Below are 19,373 nucleotides of genomic sequence, written 5' to 3' on the forward strand. Positions count from 1 at the left end.
GATGATCTGAGTCTGTGCGATTTGATTTGAAACTTATTGCTGTTAGATACTTAGTTGGAGTTAATCATATGATAATGAATTTTTACACAGATGTTCTGTTCTAAATTCTTAATTATTGGTTTGATTATCATTACTTTTTTTAGTACTCTTAAATATCTGGTACAAGTAGACGTAAGTTGATGTTTTCATTCTCAAGTATAAAATTTGTAAGTTTATAAGATAAAAAACCGGAGTCTTATAAAACTAATAGCAGATGGTCTCGAAAAAAAGACAAATAAAAGTAAGTTTAAACCGCTCTGTCGTTGGTCCACTGCCTGCGATTGAAGCATCAGATAAAAAAATGGGACGGATAATTGCATAGTGCTTCTAAACGGTTCCATTAAGGACAGATGTGATTGACAAGATTACAATTAAACTACACAAATATTAACTTAAATGACGGAATTAAGCAAAATTATCAATACATATCATCGCGCCATTTCTGAAGGGAAACAGACTGCCTTAGCGACTGTAGTGAACGTAGAAGGCTCTTCTTATCGACAGCCGGGCGCCAGAATGCTTGTGACTGAAGATGGAATCCTGACAGGTGCTATCAGCGGAGGATGTCTGGAAGGTGATGCATTGAGAAAGGCTTTGCTTGCCATCAATCAGAAACAGAATAAACTGATCACCTACGATACAAGTGATGAAAGCATTTTGGAATTTAGTGTTCAGCTCGGCTGCAATGGAATTGTTCATATTTTATTTGAATATATTGATTCTGACAATCCTCATAATCCATTGGAGTTACTGAAAAAAGTGGAAGAAAACCGCACAGAATCAGTAATTGCAACCTTGTTTTCTTTGGAAAGAAACGCAAAACAAATAGGAACGGTGAATGTTTTTCAGCAAAGCGAGAGTTTTTTTGATGTTCATTATTCTTTAGAAGATGAAAGTTTAAATGTTCTAAAGAATAAATCTTCGCAAATCAAAAATATTCATTTCGAAAACGGGGAACAGTGTGCATTGTTTCAATATATTGCTCCAGCCGTTTCGCTGGTGATTGCCGGCGCAGGAAACGACGTTCAGCCTGTGGTTAAGATGGCGGATATCTTGGGCTGGCAAGTTACTGTTGGTGAGGGCAGAGTGACTCACGCTACTCAGAAGCGTTTTCCTGAAGCTAAAAATGTTATGGTTGTAAAACCTGAAGAATTGTTACAAAATGTCGTCATCGATGACAGAACTTATTTTGTTCTGATGACTCACAATTATAAATATGATCTTGAAGTTTTAAAGCTGCTTTTAAAAACAAATTGTCCGTACATCGGAATATTGGGTCCAAAAACAAAACTGCAGAGAATTTTTGATGACTTACATGCAGACGGAATTATTCTCACTCAAGAAGATTATCAGCGCATCTACGGTCCGATTGGTCTGGATATTGGCGCAGAAACGTCTGAAGAAATTGCTTTGTCCGTAATATCTGAAATTAAAGCTGTAATAGAAGATCGAAAAGGAACTTCTCTTCGTTACAAAACAGATAAAATACACAGTTAGTTTGGCTGCTAAAAATAAAATAATATGATTACAGATACTTTCGGAAGAGTGCATGATTATCTGAGGATTTCCCTTACAGATAATTGCAACCTGCGTTGTTTTTACTGCATGCCGGAAGAAAAATATGCATTTGCTCCAGCCGCCAAACTCATGCAGGTAGATGAAATTGAAAAGATTGCTCAACTTTTTGTCGAATACGGAGTGAAGAAAATCAGACTGACGGGCGGCGAACCTTTGGTCAGAAAAGACGCTCCCAAGATATTAAAATCATTGGGCAAACTAGATATCGAACTCGCCATTACGACTAATGGAATTCGTGTCGATGAAATGTTAAACGAATTGTTGGAAGCCCATATTAAAGCCATCAACATCAGCCTCGATACTTTACAGCCTGAAAAATTTTTAAAAATTACAAGACGTGATCTATTTCACCGCGTCAGAAATAATATCAATTTACTCTTGAGGCACAATATTCGTGTAAAAATCAATGTCGTCATCATGAAGGGTTTAAATGATGATGAGATTATTGATTTTATTGCTTTGACGAAACACAATAATATTGAAGTGCGGTTTATTGAGTTTATGCCTTTCAGCGGAAATCAGTGGACGAGTAATCAGGTGTTTACCTTACATGAGATTTTATTGAAAGTAAGTTCAAAATATGATGTCATTCCGGTTGAACCTGAACCCAATGACACATCCAGCCGTTACATCATTGATGGTCATGTTGGATCATTCGCCGTAATCAGCACAATGAGCCAGCCTTTCTGTGATACCTGCAACAGGATGAGACTGACTGCTGACGGAAAATTAAAAAACTGTCTGTTCAGTAAAGATGAAACCGATCTATTGGGAGCTTTGAGGAATGGCCAGGATATTTTACCGTTAATTCAGCAGACGATGAAAGCTAAAGCCAAAGCTTTAGGCGGACAGTTCAGCGGTGTATTTGAAAATATCGATGCATCAAAATTAGAAAACAGAAGTATGATTACAATCGGTGGTTAATGGAAACAGGAATACTCATTTTAGCAGCAGGAAATTCCTCAAGACTTGGACAGCCTAAGCAGTTATTGGATTTTAATGGAAAAAGTCTGCTGCGACATGTTGCTGAAGAATCACTGAAAATAACAAAATCTGTTGTAGTTGTTACAGGATCGAATTCAATCGAAATTTCAAAAGAAATTAATGATCTTGAACTTATCATTGCGGAAAATAAAAAATGGAAAGAGGGCATGGGTTCTTCAATCCATATCGGATTAAATCAGCTTTTAAATGCAATTCCAACCATTGAAAACTGTATTGTTTCAGTTTGCGATCAGCCTTTTATCGAAGCATCGGTTTTCTCTGAATTAATTCAGATGCAGCAAGATTCTCAAAAAGGAATCATCGCTTCAAAATACGCAGACACTTTGGGAACACCGGTTTTATTTATCCAAAAATATTTTAAGAATTTATATGATCTTTCCGGACAGGAAGGTGCTAAAAAACTCCTCCAAAAATTTATAGACGATATCGCTGAAATTAATTTTGAAAAAGGCGCAATAGATATCGACACCCAAAAAGATTACCAACAACTGATTCAATGAAAATGATTTCCGTCAACGAAGCCAAGCAAATCATCCTACAATCTGCATTAACGAAAAAAAGCAGTATCATTCCGCTGTCAGAAGCTTTTGGATTGGTCACTTCAGAAGATGTAATTGCTTCAACCGACATTCCCAATTTTGCACAGTCGTCGATGGATGGTTATGCTTTAAGATTTGCAGATCATGATCAGCCTATTGCTGTGATTGGTGAAATGGCTGCAGGCGCATCAATACAACTGGCAATTAGTGGCAACGAAGCTACCAGAATTTTTACCGGAGCGCCTCTGCCTGAAAACGCAGATACCGTGGTAATGCAGGAAAAAATTCGTTTGGAAAATAAAACGCTGACTGTTGAAGACGAAAATTTATCTGAGGGTCTCAACGTTCGTCCGAAAGGTGCCGAAGTAAAAAAAGGAGAAGTCGCCATGACAGAAGGAACCTATCTTTCTGCAGCTGCAATCGGATTTCTTGCCGGAATCGGTTGTGCAGAAATTTCAGTTTATACACCTCCCAAAGTAGCCATTATTCTTACCGGAAACGAACTTCAGGATCCCGGAAATCCATTGGAATTTGGTCAGGTCTACGAAGCTAATTCTTTTCAGTTGAAAGCAGTTTTAAATCAAACTGGAATTAAAAATATTGAAGTCTTCAGAGCTGAAGACGATCCTAAAGAATTGCATAAGATTCTCGAAAAAGCAATCGAAAACAATGATGTTGTCTTACTCAACGGCGGTGTGAGTGTAGGCGATTATGATTTTGTTACTCAGGTGGCAAATACTTGCGGTGTGGAAGAAAAATTTCATAAGATCAAACAAAAACCGGGAAAGCCACTTTTCTTTGGGACAAAAGAAAACAACTTGGTTTTCGGACTTCCCGGTAATCCATCTTCATCGTTAACCTGCTTTTACGAATATGTTTTACCGGCGCTCGAAAAAGTGATGGGACTGCCATCAGGTGTTAGTGAGACAACCGCAACCGTAACTCATCATTACCCTAAACCTGTAGGATTGACGCATTTTCTGAAAGCATTTTACAACGATGGAAAAGTGACACCGCTTCACGCTCAGGAATCTTTCCGTCTGCATTCTTTTGCACAGGCAAACTGTTTCATTGTTTTGCCTGAAGAGTCATTGGGATGCAAAGAAAATGATGACGTTATAGTTCATCTCTTACCAAAATAATATAATTAGAATTTAAAAATCAACGTCTTAAGCCAATGTATGTAGAAATATTTTATGTTATTCTTTTTTTTGTTGCCTTTCTTTACGCTGCTGTCGGTCATGGTGGTGCCAGTGGATATTTAGCACTCATGGCTCTTTACGGCGTAGCTCCGGAAGAGATGAAACCGACCGCTTTGGTGCTCAATCTCTTTGTTTCCTTAACGTCTTTCATTCAGTATTACCGTGGCGGATATTTTTCCAGAAAACTTTTTATACCAATTGCAGCAGCTTCGATTCCGCTTGCCTTTATTGGCGGAATGATTACCGTAGAAGAAAATATTTATAAACGAATCCTCGGAATATTGCTTTTATTTCCGGTGATTCGATTTTTCTTTTTTAAAAATGTAGACGACAGTGAACTGAAACCTCACAATACGACAATTGCAGTTGTAACCGGCGGAGTAGTAGGTTTACTCTCAGGAATGATCGGCATTGGTGGCGGTATTATTCTTTCTCCGATTTTACTTTTGTTGCACTGGACTAATCAGAAACAGACCGCAGCAATAAGCGCAGCTTTCATTTTCGTTAATTCGGTGGCAGGGCTAGGTGGAATGGTGACGCAGGGAATATCTTTCACTGGAGATATGGTGATGTACATCATGGTTGCTTTCACAGGAGGATTACTAGGCGCTTATTTAGGTTCAAAAAAATTCAATCAAAATGTTTTAAAATATGTCTTGGCGACCGTTTTGCTGATGGCATCGTATAAATTATTACTCACAAAAGCTTAACCATGAAGATTCTTTCAATTTTTATTTTATTTTTTGGTTTGACACTCAATGCTCAAGCGACTAACTCGGTTTCTGTAACCGGAGATATTGCCAAGCCATTGACCATCAATTTTAATGATCTGAAAAGTTATCATAAACATTCGGTCGACAGTCTGGTGATTTATAATCACAAAATGGATTACAAAAGCACTCTGAAAAAAATAAAAGGTGTTCTACTAAGAGATGTTTTAACAAAAGTTGATTTTAAAACTGATTCGCCAAAATTATTGAGTGAATTTTATTTAGTCTGCATCGCCAATGACGGGTATAAAGTTGTTTTTTCATGGAACGAAATTTTCAACAGCGGCAACGGAGATCAGGCGTTTATTGTAACGGAACTGAATGGATCTGATGTTTCTCAATCAGAAGAAAATATCATATTAATAACGCCGACCGATAAAGCAACAGGAAGAAGATATGTAAAGAATTTGTCTAAAATTGTAATCCAGCAAGTGAAATAGTTATGGAAATAAAAGTCATCTCATTTGGACAGATAGCGGAAATTACGGGAAGAGAATTCGTGTCGGAAGCAGGAGATTTAGATTCGTTAAAGTTGTTTTTAATTCAAAAATTTCCCGAACTTTCAGAAAGGAAATTTGCTTTTGCGGTGAATAAAAAATTGGTGCAGGAAAATATCATCTTAAATCAAAATGATGTAGTGGCTTTGATGCCGCCTTATTCGGGAGGATAATAATATGGAAAATTACAACGAAAGATACGCCAGGCATTACGCTTTGTCTGACTTCGGTTTTGAAGGTCAGCAAAAACTTTTGCAGACAAAAGTTCTTGTCATCGGGGCAGGTGGTTTAGGCTGTCCGGTTCTCCAGTATCTTGCTGCTGCAGGGGTTGGGACCATTGGAATTGTCGAGCAGGACCGAATTTCACTGAGCAATCTTCAGCGTCAGACACTTTATTCTACCGATGACGTTGGTAAAATGAAAACTGATGTTGCCTCTTTAAAATTAAAACTTTTAAATCCCGAAATAAACATAAACTCTTATCAGCTTGAGCTGACTTCAGAAAATGCCTGGGATCTTATTACAGAGTATGAAATTATCGTCGACTGTACCGATAATTTTGCCACACGGTATCTGATCAATGATGCCTGTGTACTTTTAGATAAGCCTTTGATTTTCGGGGCGATTTATAAATATGAAGGTCAGGTGGCTGTTTTTAATTTAAATTTAAAAAATAATAAAGCTGTAAACTACAGAAATCTTTTTCCAGATCCACCCAAACCAGATGAAGTGCAGAACTGTAATGAAGTCGGTGTTTTGGGTGTCCTTCCAGGAATAATTGGAATGATGCAGGCGAACGAAGTAATTAAATTAATTACAGGTGTCGGTGAAGTTTTAGATGGTAGATTATTGACTTTTAATATGCTCACTTATGAGAATTTCATTATGGATGTTTCAAATGAAAATTCAGCCGTACATTTAATTCCTCAGGATAGAAAAGCTTTTGAAGAAACCAATTATGACTTTCTCTGTGGAATTTCAAAAATTAATCTTGAGGATTTAAATCCTGATAATTTTATTAAACAAACATTCAATGAAAACACACTGACCATCGACGTACGGGAAGTTGATGAACTCCCGAAGGCAGATTTTAAACATATTCAAATTCCCCTTTCGGAATTAAAAAGCAGAGTGTCGGAAATTGAGAAAGAAAAGATTATTTTATTCTGTCAAAGCGGAAAACGAAGTCTGAAAGCAGCAGGTATTTTACTGGAACATTTCGGAAATCAGAAAAAAATTAGCCATCTTAAAGGTGGAATCACAGGATTACAGGAAAGAAAAAATGAGCAGAGCAATTAAAAATATATTTACAGAAGGAGCGATCAGTCCGGTTTTTATTTCTGAAAGCATTGCAAAACATGCGACGAAAAAAGACATTGGAGCACACAGTATTTTTCTGGGTCAAATCAGAGAAGATGTGGTCGACGGCAAAACCGTAGCTGCAATTGAATATACCGCTTACGAGGAAATGGTTTTGGAGAAAATGCACGAAATCAGGGAAGAGATTTTTTTGAAATATTATCTGACCTGCATGCATGTTCATCACAGTTTAGGAATTGTTAATGCAGGAGAAATCTGTCTTTTTGTTTTTACTTCTTCAAAACACAGAATTGCAGCAATGGAAGCCTGTAATGAACTTGTAGAACGCATCAAATCAGAGCTTCAGATTTGGGGCAGAGAAATTTTTAACGACGAATCCCACCAGTGGAAAGTAAATAAATAATATGGTTGACATTACACATAAATCATTCACGCTGCGTAAGGCGATAGCGACAGCAACAGTAAAAACTTCTTCAACAGAAACCATTTCGGCAATAGAAAACCGCACCGTTCCGAAAGGAGATATTTTTGAATTTTCAAGGGCGTCGGCATTATTTGCGGTTAAAAAAACAAGTGACGTCATTCCGGATTGTCATCCTTTGCCTATAGAATTTACATCGGTTACTTTTAAAATAAAAGATTTGTCTGTGATTATTTCGGTTGAAGTGCATACCATTTATAAAACCGGAGTAGAAGTGGAGGCGATGCACGGCGCATCAGTGGCCGCACTGGTGATGTACGATATGCTGAAACCGATTGACAAACACGTAGAAATTCAGAACATCCGCCTATTGGAAAAAAAGGGCGGTAAATCTGACAGCAATAAATTTATAAATTCTGATATAAAAGCGGCTGTGATCGTTTGTTCAGATTCGGCATTTCGTGGCGAGAAAGAAGATACTTCAGGAAAAGCAATTTGTGCAGGCTTAGAAAAATATCAGATCACAGATGTCAATTATCAGATTATTGAAGATGATTTTAATACCATCCAATCCACTTTGATTAATTGTAAAGAAAGTAATGTTGATTTGGTCATTTTCACTGGCGGAACCGGACTTTCAGCCAGAGATGTCACTCCCGAGGCAGTTGCTCCACTGATCGACCGAGAAATTCCTGGTATTATGGAAACGGCGAGAAGTTACGGACAGCAAAGAATAAAAACCGCAATGCTTTCGAGAGGAGTAGCAGGTTTTTCAGGTAAGACGCTGGTGCTAACTTTGCCAGGTTCCAAAAAAGCGGTTGAAGAATCTATGGAAGCACTTTTCCCACAGATTCTGCACGTTTTCCAGTTGAATGATAATCAGATTCATTAAGTCTAATTTAATTTTAATTAAAATTCGGTCTTAAATACATCGATTATAAATTAGCTTTAATACTACCACATGAGCCGTTATGTAGACATAACGGTTCTTTTTTTGTAATAGGTTCACTATACCAAAGCTCAAATTTATGTTAAATAGTGAAAAACAATCCATTACGCTTAATGTGAATGGTGAAAATCATCATCTGGAAATTCTGCCATGGGTTTCCCTTCTCGATGCTCTACGGGAAAGAATTCATCTTACCGGAACAAAAAAAGGCTGTGACCACGGACAGTGTGGCGCCTGTACCGTTTTAATTGACGGGAAACGTGTTTTAAGTTGTCTCAGTCTCGCTGTAATGAAAGAGGGAACAGAAATAACCACCGTCGAAGGAATTGCAGAAAATGGAAATTTACATCCTATCCAACAGGCTTTTATTGATCATGATGCCTTTCAGTGCGGGTATTGTACACCGGGGCAAATCTGCAGTGCGGTTGGATTACTCAACGAAAATAAAGCCGAGACACGTGAAGAAGTTCAGGACCTGATGAGCGGTAATCTCTGCCGCTGTGGTGCCAACAGAGGAATTATTAATGCTGTTATGTCAGTAAAACAAGCGATGTCTTATGAATAATTTTGCCTATACAAAAGCCACTGACGTTGAAGATGCAGTTTCTTTCATCAACGGTCATGATGGCAATAAAATCATTGCCGGCGGTACCAATATTGTAGATCTGATGAAATATTTCGTCATTCAGGCAGATACTTTAGTTGACATCAACCAAATTTCCGGACTGAGTGATATAAAGGAGATTCCGGATGGAGGAATTAGGATCGGTGCGCTGCTTACCAATGCGGAAACTGCATATCATCCGATTATCGAACAGCAATATCCACTTTTGTCAAAAGCAATTTTAGCAGGAGCTTCGGCGCAGATCAGAAATATGGCGACCAATGGTGGTAATTTACTGCAAAGAACAAGATGCTATTATTTTTACGATATCAATACGCCTTGCAATAAGCGTGAACCGGGTTCCGGATGTTCTGCGATTACCGGTTACAACAGAATTCATGCAATTTTGGGACACAGCGAAAACTGTATTGCTGTTTTTCCTTCAGATATGTGTGTAGCGCTCGCTGCTTTGGATGCGGTCATTCACATCTCAGGACCTGAGGGAGAACGTACATTGGAATTTGCAGATTTCCACAGACTTCCTGGCGATACACCAGAGTTTGATAACAATCTTAAAAATGGCGAACTCATTACAGGAATTGAGCTTCCCGAAAAAGGCTTTGCCAAAAATTATTCTTATTTAAAATTAAGAGACAGAGCTTCCTATTCTTTTGCTTTGGTTTCCGTTGCGACAGGTTTAACCTTGGAAAACGGGAAAATTAAAGAAGCCAGAATTGCTTTAGGCGGTGTTGCTCATAAGCCTTGGCGTGTAAAAGAAGCAGAAGATTTTTTGGTTGACAGAGAAGCGACAAGAGAAAATTTTTCGGCCGCAGCTGATATAATTCTGAATGGTGCAGTTGGTTTTGAAAATAACAGTTTTAAAATTGATCTTGCTAAAAAAGCAATCGTAAGAAACTGCATAATGGCTTTAGACCCTAAATCACAACGTCTTGGCGCAAAACCGTCTTTGTAAAAATCACTTTCAAATACAATTATTTATGGAAAATACACTATCTGTCGGAAAACCAATCAGCCGTCTTGAAGGTCATTTAAAAGTAACCGGAAGTGCAAAATACGCCGGAGAATATCAGGCTGACGATTTACTGTACGGTTATGTAGTCAACAGTACAGTCACAAAAGGTAAAATCAAGTCAATCGATACTTCGGAAGTGAAAAAAATAGCCGGCGTGATTGAAGTTTTCACGCATGAAAACAAACCTTCAACGGCCTGGTTCGATTTTCAGTATGCCGATATGGATGCGCCTCCCGGAACTGTTTTTAAGCCACTTAAAGATAACGATATCAAATACAACGGTCAGCCGATTGCGCTGGTGGTTGCAGATACTTTTGAACTGGCCAGATATGCAGCCACAAAACTCGACATCGTCTACGAGCAGGAAGATTTTGAAACCGATTTAAAAACCAATCTCGAAAAATCCCGTGATCCTAAAAAAGGACTGGCTTCAATGCTCAAACCGCCACCTCCAAAACCGACCGGCGATTTTAATAAAGAATATGAAAATTCTTTTATCAAAACAGACAGTCATTTCAGTCACGGCACAGAGCACCACAATCCGATGGAGATGTATGCATCGACTGTTATTTATGAAGGGAAAGATAAATTAAAGATTTTTGATAAGACACAGGGAACGATCAATTCCCAGATGTACGTTGCAAATGTTTTCGGACTGAAAATGAAAAATGTTCAGGTAATTGCTCCTTTCGTGGGAGGCGGTTTCGGTTCGGGTCTTCGTCCTCAGCATCAGCTTTTTATGGCTGTGATGGCATCTTTGGCTTTAAAAAGAAACGTCCGCGTCACTTTGGATCGCGCACAGATGTACATGATCGGACACAGACCACCGACTCTGCAGCAGACAAAATTCGGAGCAGACAAAGATGGAAAAGTCAATGCGATTTACCACAAAGCTACCGGCGAAACTTCAAGATTTGAAGATTATGTAGAGATCGTAGTCAACTGGGCAAACATGCTTTATCCCGCTGAAAATACTTTACTGGAACACGAAATTGTCCCGTTGGATGTTTACAGTCCTTTGGATATGAGAGCGCCAGGCGGAAGTACCGGAATGCACGCTATCGAGGTGACCATGGATGAAATTGCTTATCAGTTAAATATAGATCCTGTGGAATTGAGACTGATCAATTACTCAGAAACCGACAAAAGCAGCGATAAAGAATTTTCGAGCAAGGAACTGAGAAACTGCTATCTGCAGGGAGCCGAAAAATTTGGCTGGAACCAGAGAAATCCTGAACCGAGAAGCATGAAGCGTGGGAACAAATTGGTTGGATATGGTATGGCCACAGGAATGTGGGATGCCAACAGACTTTTAGGCCGAGCTGAAGCCATCATGACTCCCGACGGAAAGGTTGAAATTAAAAGTGCGGTGACCGATATCGGAACAGGAACTTTAACCATTATGACTCAAATCGCAGCAGATGAACTTGGACTTCCAATTGAAGATATAACGTTCTCCCATGCAGACAGTAAAATGCCTTTCGCACCGATTCAGGGTGGATCTTTTACCACGGCAACAGTGGGTCCTGCAGTACAGAATGCCTGTCAGGCTCTGAATGAAAAACTATTTAAGCTCGCCAGAAAATTAAAAGATTCAGTTTTAAGGGATGCTAAATTTAAAGAGGTTCAGTTCAGAGATGGATGGATCAGTTTAAAGAATAATGCTGAAATTAAAATCAGTATAAAAGATGTTTTGGCTTCAAATGAAGGAAAGTCAGTGAAAACAACCAATTCTGCGATGCCTAACCCACTGACGTACGGTAAAAAAGCTAGAGCAGTACACAGTGCTGTATTTGTGGAGGTGGAAGTGGATGAAGAATTAGGTATTATTGAAGTTAAAAGAGCTGTAACAGCTGTAGCAGCCGGAAAAATTATTAATCCTAAAACAGCCGAAAGTCAGGTTTTGGGTGGAATGATCTGGGGAATCAGCAAAGCTTTGCATGAAGAAACGATTCTTGACCACCAGTTTGGAAAATATATGAATCCAAACTTAGGTGAATATCATATTCCGGTGCATGCAGATATTCATGATCTTGAAGTATTGTTTGTGGAAGAGAATGATCAATTTGTGAATGATCTCGGTGTAAAAGGAGTAGGGGAAATTGGTGGAGTAGGAATGCCTCCCGCGATTACCAATGCTATTTTTCACGCAACAGGAAAACGAATTTACGATTTACCGATTCATTTTGACAGACTTCTGTAAATCAATTTTATATAAAAAAAACTCAATCCCACTGCAAGCGGTGGGATTTTTTATGCTGTTAAATGATGAACCAGTTCAGTTACTTTTTTAATGGTAAAATCGATTTCCTCTAAAGTTGTAAATCGTCCTAAACTGAAACGGATTGAGCTTAAAGCATCTTCATCCGATAATCCAAGTGCTTTCAAAACATGTGATGGCTTCGAGGTGACCGATGAACAGGCCGATCCGCTGGAAACTGAAATATTTCCCAGTGCGATAATCAACTGCTCAGACCACACGCCCGGAAAACAAATGTTTGTCGTATTGTAGATTCGATTTTTTACCGAACCATTCACAAATGTTCCATCAATTTTTAATAATTCTGTTTCAAGGTAATCACGAAGCTTACCTATTCTGGTTTCGTCATTCTGCATTTCAGATTTTGCAATTTCGCAGGCTTTTCCAAGACCGATAATTCCAGGCACATTTAAAGTCCCGCTTCTCAGATTTCTCTGCTGTCCACCACCGTGAATCTGTCCGGAAAGTTTAATTCTTGATTTATTTGAAACGTAAAGTGCACCAATTCCCTTGGGACCGTAAAATTTATGTGCTGAAAGGGTCAACATGTCTATTCCTAAATCTTCGGCATTGATAGCTATTTTCCCAATGGCCTGTGTCGTGTCACAAAGTAATAAAGCACCGTTTGCATGCGCCACTTCTGAAATTGCTTTGATATCATGAACCGTTCCTGTTTCATTATTAGACATCATCACAATCACAAGTAGCGTTTCTTCAGTAACGGAATCTTTAAGATTCTCAACGTTGATAGTTCCATCAGATTTAACGCCACTATAATCCACTTCAAATCCTTGATTTTCTATATATTTACAGGTGTCCAGAACAGCCTTATGCTCTGTTGTAAAAGTGATGATTTTCTTTTTTGATGATGCGGCAGCAAGCCCTTTGATGGCTAAATTTAAAGCTTCAGTTGCGCCCGACGTGACAATAATTTCATTTTCCTGTGCACCGATTAGATCTGCAATTTGAAAGATTGCATTTTCAACTGAATCTTTGACGACAAGACCGTCCAGATGTGAGCTGTTGCCATTTGCATAAAATTCTGTAAAATAAGGGAGCATTGTTTTCAATACATTATGATCTATTTTCGTAGTTGCATTATTATCCAAATAGATCTTATACTCGTTTGTCATAAATCAAAATATTTTCTTTGATTTTTTCAAAAAACTGTTTGATTAGATTAAAACAGGACCAAAGTCAACCTATTGAAATCATTTCAAATTTTTCTCGCTTCGTTCAAAAATAAGATATATAAATATATAGATTTTAATTATAAACTACTTGCACTAAAGTAATATCAAAATCCAATTATTTACTATTTTATAATCGATCTATGCGATAAAGCCTACCGCTATCGGTAATAGCATATAATGCCTCATCCAATCCTTGGGTAATGTCTCTAAATCGTTGATTTTCGCCTGACAGCAATCGCTCTTCACCTATTACGCGATTATTGCTAATTACTAATCGGGCAATGTGTGTTCCACTTAATGCACCTACGAAAAGATTGTTTTGCCATTCAGGAATACGACTTCCGCTGTAAAAAGTCATTCCACTTGGCGAAATTACAGGATCCCAATAATATACCGGCTGTTCCATACCATTTTGTTGCTGAATTCCAGAACCGATTGCCTGCCCTCCGTACTCAATTCCATAGGTAATAATGGGCCACCCATAGTTTGCTCCTGCTTGCACACGGTTGATTTCATCGCCACCACGAGGACCGTGTTCACTTTGCCAAAGTTCTCCTGTCAAAGGATGTAACGCCATTCCCTGAGGATTTCTATGACCTATACTATAGAGCTCCGGCAAAGCACCTGATTGCGTGAAGATTGGATTACCAGGCGCCGGCGTCCCATTTGTCGTAATGCGAATAATTTTGCCGAGAGCCGCAGTTACTGTTTGAGCCAACGGACGTGTCGCCAGATTTGATCGTTCCCCTGTACTGACTAGTAAATTTCCAGTTTTATCAAACAGAATCCTTCCTCCATAATGAGCTGTACTGTTTGCTGAAGGATTTGCTCTGTAGATCACTGTGGCATTTTCTATTGAAGTTTCATTATTAGAAAGCCTTCCCTTTGCTACGGAAGTCAACGTTCCTCCTGCAACATTTTCAGAGAAAACCCAGTAGATCATTCTATTCGATGAAAATTGGGGATCGATACAAAGACCCAACAATCCACCTTGCCCCGATGAATTAACAGAAGGAATGCCTGTGATGGCACCACTTACGATACCAGTTAAAGTAACGATGCGCATAGTTCCTGCCTTCTCTGTGACGAGCAAACGTCCGTCTGGAAGGTTTGTGATTCCCCAGGGCGAATTCAGGGCAGATGTTATGACTGTCCGCTGATAAGGTGTGGTAGTGCTTATTGCATTTGCCCTGGTTTGTCCAGGAAAAGCTGGCGTATAATTGGTATTGGCCGGATTAGTTTCGACTGATGTACCAGTTGATGGATTTTCAGAAGCTGGAGTTTCTGTATTATCATCAGATTTACAAGATAATGTAAACAGGATACCTGAAAGTAATATTATTTGGATTTTAGACTTCATTCAGAAAAATTTTAATGATTTACAAAACCTGTAGTTCACGAGGTTTTTTATAGCTTTCATTGTGCTGAAATTTTTAGGATGAAAAACCAGATCTGTTTATTTTTCATCCTAAAATTCTTAATTTTCAAAACTTTTTATTACACTGGTGTCAATGTAATCTTTACAAATAATAGTAATGACCGTTCAGAAAGATTGATAATTGGTTAGCAGCTTCAATTTAATTCTAACTAAAGCTAGTAATTCATTACTTGTTATATTTGTTTAGTCTACCAGTCTTATAGCTAATAAAAGAATTCAGTTATGAGCAGCTCGAATATCAGAATTATATTAACTATTAAAAAAAAACTGTTAGTTTTCAACTATAGGCTGTCCAAACCGAATGGAAGCTTTCTTATTCTCGTTCCTGTAAGGTCATAGACTGCGTTAGCCAGGGCAGGAGCAAATGGTGGTAGAGCTGGCTCACCGACACCTCCTGCGTCTTCGTCATTTTCAATTATATGAACTTCGATTTTTGGCATGTCCATAATGCGTGGCAGGTTGTATGCATAGAAGTTTTTTTGGTTGACCTCACCATCTGTAAATGTGAGCTCATGCATTGTAGCAGCGCCTAATCCCATTATAATGCTGCCTTCTATTTGTCCATGTATAATATCAGGATTAACAAACCAGCCACAATCCATCACTGCCCAGATTTTGTCGATCACAATTTTTCCCCCGCCGTTTCTTGAGACTTTGATTACCTGTCCTACGGTAGAACTAAAACATTCGGTAATTGCAACGCCATAACCCTTTTCTCTCCCCCGTGATTTCCATCCAGAAACCTCTTCGAGCTTATCTATCAGTTTTTGTAAACGATCTTCTTGCAGATGCATTCTTCTGAAATCCATAGAATCAATCTTAGCTTTAACAGCTAACTCATCGATGAAACTTTCGTAAGCAAAACCATTTGTTGATGCATATACTGATCTCCACCAGTGAACAGGGACTGGCGCTTCAAATGGCACATCATTAATAGCTATATTTTTGATGGCTTCATAATAAGGCTGCAAAAATCCTTCACTAGCACTTCCATTTGCTTTAGTTTTATCTTCACTGCTTCCCGCAAAGTGAGAAATGTTCTGTCCACATAATCTTACTCTTAAAGCTTCAATCTTCCCGTTTTTAACTACACCCTCGCACCTGTAGGTAATTCCGGGACGGAATAGACCTCCGGTCGTTTCATCTTCCCGGGTCCAAACTACCTGCACAGGCTTTCCTATTTGTTTTGAAATGATTGCAGCTTCGTAAGGATAATCTGCACTGGCTTTTCTACCAAATCCACCGCCAAGAAAAGTCATATTTACTTTTATATTTTGCCACGGGATCTTAAATTCCTGAGCGATGGCATCCTGAATGAGTTCAGGCGCTTGTACCGGACCCCATATTTCAACAGAATCCCCTTTCCAATGAGCAATACAGTTGAGGGGCTCCATCGCATAATGAACTTGATAAGGTGTTTCATATATGACATCTAACTTATCATTGTTATCTGACAAAATAGATTTCACATTACCCTGCGTTTTGTGGGTGAGGCCTTCTTGTGAAGCTAAAAGATTTCTCTGTTCTTTTAATACTTCTGTACTGTTGATATGTTTAAATTGAGATTCGTCCCATTCCACCTTAAGATGTTTCCTTCCCTGTAATGCAGACCAGGTAGAATCGGCTACTACTGCAACTCCCTCTCGCCAAACATTATGTACTTTCGCACGAATTTTAAAAACTTCTTTTACACCTTTTATCTTTAAAGTCTCGGTATCGTCGAAGGATTTAACAGTTCCCATAATCTTCGGATTACGTTCTACGGAGGCAAATAACATTCCCGGTATTCTTTTGTCCAAACCAAAAATTGCACTTCCATTGGTTTTCAGCGGTGTGTCACGTCTCTTTAAAGGCTTTCGGATCAGTTTATATTCTGAGACCGGCTTCAGTTGAATATTTTTGGGAGCTTCCAATTTAGAGGCGCTCTCAACAAGTTGACCGTAAGTCAGTTTTTTACCACTTGATTTATGTATTACACATCCCGATTGGGCGTAGCAGGCAGAAGTATCGACATTCCACTGATTGGCAGCTGCTTGAATAAGCATCATTCTGGCTGCTGCTCCCAGATTTAAAAGTCTTTTATAACCTCCGCGGATGGTAGAACTACCGCCGGTTATCTGTCCACCATATTTAGTACGGTCTCCTGGTGCAAATTCAACATTAATATCTTTAAGATCAACTTCTAGTTCTTCTGCAATGATTTGTGGAACGGATTGAAATGATCCCTGACCCATCTCTGCTCGGTGATCAAATAAAGTAATTTGACCGTCTTTATTAATGTGAATCCACGCATTCATAGGAATGTCGTTTACTGGTAAGGATTCTTTAGTATCTAAAATTTTGACAACACTTGCACTTGCAGGAAAAAAATAACCCAAGCATAGCGCCCCCGCTCCCAGACCCGCCACAGATAGGAACTTTCTGCGCGATAAATTGTTAATTTCTGTATTTTTAGACATAATTTGATTCGGTTTTTTGATTGAATTGATGTTTAAGGGTTTGGAGCGTATGCGCCTGTTTTAAGCCAGGTTATCCAAGCTTCTTTAAATTCTGCATGGCTCATTGGTGGCTTTGTTCTTCCTTCACCCATATCCCAACCTTTAAGAACAAGTCCATCATCAGCGTGTTCGATCAATTTTTTTATATCTTTATTACCGTTCTTCTTAGGGTCAATTAGTTGTTTTGCCAATTGATGCGGGGTTCTTCCTTGAAAAACCATTTTCATATTGGCAGGAGGTAAATGCCAGTTTTTGTGTCCTGGTGGAGTATGTACTCCCTCAGAGTTATTTGGTTGATGACAATTGGTACACTTCATTGCATACAAACCTTTTCCATCAATTCCTCTTTTTGGAAGCATCCCATGAAGGTGACTGTCGTCGCCCTGTAATGGAATATCGCCTGAAGGATGGCAATTCATACAGCGTGGGCTCATCAATACTGAATATACTTTCTTAAAGGCTTTAAGAGAGGCGACGCTGTCTTTTGCAGCGTGGTTGTATTCAACTTTTACAGTACTTATTGGCATATGAGTCTTATCCCTCGCAAAAAAGAGAGATAATCCCACGACTAAAGTAATGCACGAATATTTTATTAAGTTTAGTTTGTTTGACATCATTTCTACTATTTTATCAGACTGGGGTACTGCACGTTATTTATTATTTTTTCCGTTTTTGATATCTGCAGCCAAATGAATTGCTTTGCGAATACGGCTGTATGTTCCGCATCTACAGATATTTCCGGCCATCGCGTTATCTATATCAATATCGGTGGGATTGGGGTTTTCCCTAAGTAGCACCACTGCAGACATTATCTGTCCCGAATGGCAGTAACCACATTGTGGTACGTCTTCTGAAATCCAGGCCTGCTGAACAGGATGATCATTATTTTTTGAAAGTCCCTCAATAGTAGTAATATTTTTACCATTTGCCCTGCTTAGTTTTGTAACACAAGATCTAACCGCTTCGCCATCAAGGTGAACAGTACAGGCGCCACATTGTGCTACGCCACAACCGAATTTAGTTCCTGTTAATCCGACAACATCTCGTAAGAACCATAATAATGGCATATTTTCATCAACATCGTGCTGATGCTTTTTATTATTTATTGTTAATGAGATCATATATTTTTTTCTTGATATTACTTATCCAAATATAGTATATCGTTTGTCATTTTGTTAACGATTATCAAACTATTTATTAAGAATTTCAAATATCGCTTTGCTTAATTATAAAAAAAACAGTAAAAAGTTGTATTGCTTATTGATGGACGAGTTGATTTGTGAAACGCAGCCAATCACTAGCCAAAGACTATTTTGTAATGAGGTGATAATAAAAATCAGTGAAATAAAGGTGAAAAATACTTACCTTCACAATAGTTTATTATTCTTTGACTTGATCATTAGCCTCAGCGAAAACTTCATCTGTGACAGTTTCCAACCAAAAATTTTCATTGTTCGTCAGATTACAGGTGATAGCCAAATGTGAAAACCAATGTGTTGAAGTTGCACCGTGCCAATGTTCGACATCTTGTGCAATTTCGACAACATCTCCTGATTTTAATTTTCTGGCCGGTTTTCCTCTTTCCTGATAAATGCCTTGACCTCCAACTGCAATTAAAATCTGACCGCCAGTATGTTTATGCCAATTATTTCTGCAACCGGGTTCAAAGGTCACATTTGAAATGGGAACATTTAGATCCTTTTTGCTGGTGAGATTGGCAAGATAAGAAATACCTGTAAAATATTGTGCAAATCCAGTATTTTCTTCCCCTGTTGGAAAATCACTTATTTTTGGAATTTTTGTATTCATTTTTCTTTATTTAAAATTTTAATAATTTAAGCGACTTCTCGAAATATCTGCTGCAACACTGCATTAAAGTCAGATGCACTCGTTGGATCATTATTGAGAATGCTATATGGAAATTAACTGGCTGTCAAAATTCTAACTTCTTCTTCTATCATCATTATCGTCTACGATAAAAACCAGATTTTAAGAGCATTTGTGTTTCAATTTATTCATTACTCTTA

The 19,373-nt window shown here is 38.5% G+C and carries 19 protein-coding genes; 13 read left to right on the forward strand and 6 right to left on the reverse strand.

Annotation, left to right across the window (positions count from 1 at the left end):
- Positions 1-435 precede the first annotated feature (435 nt).
- The 13 genes from AR685_RS16680 to AR685_RS16740 all read left to right on the forward strand — a co-directional run bounded on the left by AR685_RS16680 (position 436) and on the right by AR685_RS16740 (position 12,160).
- Positions 436-1,536 carry an XdhC family protein gene (locus tag AR685_RS16680; RefSeq protein WP_059125261.1) on the forward strand — a complete coding sequence of 367 codons (1,101 nt, stop codon included), beginning with the start codon at positions 436-438 and terminating at the stop codon, positions 1,534-1,536.
- A gap of 24 nt (positions 1,537-1,560) precedes the next feature.
- On the forward strand, positions 1,561-2,541 hold the full coding sequence (moaA, locus tag AR685_RS16685; protein ID WP_059125262.1) for a GTP 3',8-cyclase MoaA: 981 nt from the start codon (positions 1,561-1,563) through the stop codon (positions 2,539-2,541).
- A complete protein-coding gene (locus tag AR685_RS16690; protein WP_059125263.1) occupies positions 2,541-3,122 on the forward strand; it encodes an NTP transferase domain-containing protein in 582 nt (193 codons plus the stop codon). Before moaA ends, AR685_RS16690 begins: the two co-directional genes overlap by 1 nt.
- Positions 3,119-4,303 carry a gephyrin-like molybdotransferase Glp gene (glp, locus tag AR685_RS16695; protein WP_228376457.1) on the forward strand — a complete coding sequence of 395 codons (1,185 nt, stop codon included), beginning with the start codon at positions 3,119-3,121 and terminating at the stop codon, positions 4,301-4,303. Before AR685_RS16690 ends, glp begins: the two co-directional genes overlap by 4 nt.
- Positions 4,304-4,338: 35 nt before the next feature.
- On the forward strand, positions 4,339-5,073 hold the full coding sequence (locus tag AR685_RS16700) for a sulfite exporter TauE/SafE family protein (RefSeq protein ID WP_059125264.1): 735 nt from the start codon (positions 4,339-4,341) through the stop codon (positions 5,071-5,073).
- Between the two features lie 2 nt (positions 5,074-5,075).
- Positions 5,076-5,573 carry a molybdopterin-binding protein gene (locus AR685_RS16705; RefSeq protein ID WP_059125265.1) on the forward strand — a complete coding sequence of 166 codons (498 nt, stop codon included), beginning with the start codon at positions 5,076-5,078 and terminating at the stop codon, positions 5,571-5,573.
- A gap of 2 nt (positions 5,574-5,575) precedes the next feature.
- Positions 5,576-5,803 (forward strand): MoaD/ThiS family protein, encoded by a 228-nt coding sequence (locus AR685_RS16710; protein ID WP_059125266.1) that lies wholly within the window; start codon positions 5,576-5,578, stop codon positions 5,801-5,803.
- Positions 5,804-5,807: 4 nt separating this feature from the next.
- Positions 5,808-6,929 carry a HesA/MoeB/ThiF family protein gene (locus AR685_RS16715; protein WP_059125267.1) on the forward strand — a complete coding sequence of 374 codons (1,122 nt, stop codon included), beginning with the start codon at positions 5,808-5,810 and terminating at the stop codon, positions 6,927-6,929.
- Positions 6,913-7,353 (forward strand): molybdenum cofactor biosynthesis protein MoaE, encoded by a 441-nt coding sequence (locus AR685_RS16720; protein ID WP_059125268.1) that lies wholly within the window; start codon positions 6,913-6,915, stop codon positions 7,351-7,353. The genes AR685_RS16715 and AR685_RS16720 overlap by 17 nt, the downstream gene beginning before the upstream one ends.
- A gap of 1 nt (position 7,354) precedes the next feature.
- Positions 7,355-8,263 carry a bifunctional molybdenum cofactor biosynthesis protein MoaC/MoaB gene (moaCB, locus tag AR685_RS16725; RefSeq protein WP_059125269.1) on the forward strand — a complete coding sequence of 303 codons (909 nt, stop codon included), beginning with the start codon at positions 7,355-7,357 and terminating at the stop codon, positions 8,261-8,263.
- Positions 8,264-8,399: 136 nt separating this feature from the next.
- A complete protein-coding gene (locus tag AR685_RS16730) occupies positions 8,400-8,885 on the forward strand; it encodes a (2Fe-2S)-binding protein (protein ID WP_059125270.1) in 486 nt (161 codons plus the stop codon).
- Entirely contained in the window at positions 8,878-9,897 is a 1,020-nt protein-coding gene (locus AR685_RS16735) for an FAD binding domain-containing protein (RefSeq protein ID WP_059125271.1), read from the forward strand. The genes AR685_RS16730 and AR685_RS16735 overlap by 8 nt, the downstream gene beginning before the upstream one ends.
- Before the next feature lie 25 nt (positions 9,898-9,922).
- On the forward strand, positions 9,923-12,160 hold the full coding sequence (locus AR685_RS16740; RefSeq protein WP_059125272.1) for a xanthine dehydrogenase family protein molybdopterin-binding subunit: 2,238 nt from the start codon (positions 9,923-9,925) through the stop codon (positions 12,158-12,160).
- Between the two features lie 50 nt (positions 12,161-12,210).
- Here the strand turns inward: AR685_RS16740 and AR685_RS16745 are convergent, their stop codons facing one another.
- From AR685_RS16745 to AR685_RS16770, 6 genes are all read right to left on the reverse strand, one after another.
- Positions 12,211-13,350 carry a cysteine desulfurase family protein gene (locus AR685_RS16745; RefSeq protein ID WP_059125273.1) on the reverse strand — a complete coding sequence of 380 codons (1,140 nt, stop codon included), beginning with the start codon at positions 13,348-13,350 and terminating at the stop codon, positions 12,211-12,213.
- 187 nt (positions 13,351-13,537) lie between these two features.
- Positions 13,538-14,770, reverse strand: a complete 1,233-nt coding sequence (locus AR685_RS16750; protein ID WP_059125274.1) for a PQQ-dependent sugar dehydrogenase — start codon at positions 14,768-14,770, stop codon at positions 13,538-13,540.
- A gap of 359 nt (positions 14,771-15,129) precedes the next feature.
- Complete coding sequence (locus AR685_RS16755; protein ID WP_059125275.1) at positions 15,130-17,307, reverse strand: xanthine dehydrogenase family protein molybdopterin-binding subunit; 2,178 nt, start codon at positions 17,305-17,307, stop codon at positions 15,130-15,132.
- Positions 17,308-17,339: 32 nt separating this feature from the next.
- The gene (locus AR685_RS16760; protein ID WP_228376458.1) at positions 17,340-17,963 is read right to left on the reverse strand and encodes a hypothetical protein; all 624 of its coding nucleotides are present in this window, start codon (positions 17,961-17,963) and stop codon (positions 17,340-17,342) included.
- Positions 17,964-17,996: 33 nt separating this feature from the next.
- Entirely contained in the window at positions 17,997-18,467 is a 471-nt protein-coding gene (locus tag AR685_RS16765; RefSeq protein ID WP_059125276.1) for a (2Fe-2S)-binding protein, read from the reverse strand.
- 259 nt (positions 18,468-18,726) lie between these two features.
- The gene (locus tag AR685_RS16770; RefSeq protein ID WP_059125277.1) at positions 18,727-19,155 is read right to left on the reverse strand and encodes a cupin domain-containing protein; all 429 of its coding nucleotides are present in this window, start codon (positions 19,153-19,155) and stop codon (positions 18,727-18,729) included.
- Positions 19,156-19,373: the final 218 nt, after the last annotated feature.

The organism is Chryseobacterium sp. JAH (assembly GCF_001507335.1).
Classification (GTDB): Bacteria; Bacteroidota; Bacteroidia; order Flavobacteriales; family Weeksellaceae; genus Chryseobacterium.

Excerpts from the sequence above, each read along its gene's own strand:
- AR685_RS16765 (WP_059125276.1), bottom strand. The coding sequence starts at position 18,467 with ATGATCTCATTAACAATAAATAATAAAAAGCATCAGCACGATGTTGAT.
- AR685_RS16715 (WP_059125267.1), top strand. The coding sequence starts at position 5,808 with ATGGAAAATTACAACGAAAGATACGCCAGGCATTACGCTTTGTCTGAC.
- AR685_RS16750 (WP_059125274.1), bottom strand. The coding sequence starts at position 14,770 with ATGAAGTCTAAAATCCAAATAATATTACTTTCAGGTATCCTGTTTACA.
- AR685_RS16770 (WP_059125277.1), bottom strand. The coding sequence starts at position 19,155 with ATGAATACAAAAATTCCAAAAATAAGTGATTTTCCAACAGGGGAAGAA.
- AR685_RS16735 (WP_059125271.1), top strand. The coding sequence starts at position 8,878 with ATGAATAATTTTGCCTATACAAAAGCCACTGACGTTGAAGATGCAGTT.
- glp (WP_228376457.1), top strand. The coding sequence starts at position 3,119 with ATGAAAATGATTTCCGTCAACGAAGCCAAGCAAATCATCCTACAATCT.
- AR685_RS16700 (WP_059125264.1), top strand. The coding sequence starts at position 4,339 with ATGTATGTAGAAATATTTTATGTTATTCTTTTTTTTGTTGCCTTTCTT.
- AR685_RS16745 (WP_059125273.1), bottom strand. The coding sequence starts at position 13,350 with ATGACAAACGAGTATAAGATCTATTTGGATAATAATGCAACTACGAAA.
- AR685_RS16680 (WP_059125261.1), top strand. The coding sequence starts at position 436 with ATGACGGAATTAAGCAAAATTATCAATACATATCATCGCGCCATTTCT.
- AR685_RS16705 (WP_059125265.1), top strand. The coding sequence starts at position 5,076 with ATGAAGATTCTTTCAATTTTTATTTTATTTTTTGGTTTGACACTCAAT.
- moaA (WP_059125262.1), top strand. The coding sequence starts at position 1,561 with ATGATTACAGATACTTTCGGAAGAGTGCATGATTATCTGAGGATTTCC.
- AR685_RS16720 (WP_059125268.1), top strand. The coding sequence starts at position 6,913 with ATGAGCAGAGCAATTAAAAATATATTTACAGAAGGAGCGATCAGTCCG.
- AR685_RS16755 (WP_059125275.1), bottom strand. The coding sequence starts at position 17,307 with ATGTCTAAAAATACAGAAATTAACAATTTATCGCGCAGAAAGTTCCTA.
- AR685_RS16760 (WP_228376458.1), bottom strand. The coding sequence starts at position 17,963 with ATGATGTCAAACAAACTAAACTTAATAAAATATTCGTGCATTACTTTA.
- moaCB (WP_059125269.1), top strand. The coding sequence starts at position 7,355 with ATGGTTGACATTACACATAAATCATTCACGCTGCGTAAGGCGATAGCG.
- AR685_RS16710 (WP_059125266.1), top strand. The coding sequence starts at position 5,576 with ATGGAAATAAAAGTCATCTCATTTGGACAGATAGCGGAAATTACGGGA.
- AR685_RS16740 (WP_059125272.1), top strand. The coding sequence starts at position 9,923 with ATGGAAAATACACTATCTGTCGGAAAACCAATCAGCCGTCTTGAAGGT.
- AR685_RS16690 (WP_059125263.1), top strand. The coding sequence starts at position 2,541 with ATGGAAACAGGAATACTCATTTTAGCAGCAGGAAATTCCTCAAGACTT.
- AR685_RS16730 (WP_059125270.1), top strand. The coding sequence starts at position 8,400 with ATGTTAAATAGTGAAAAACAATCCATTACGCTTAATGTGAATGGTGAA.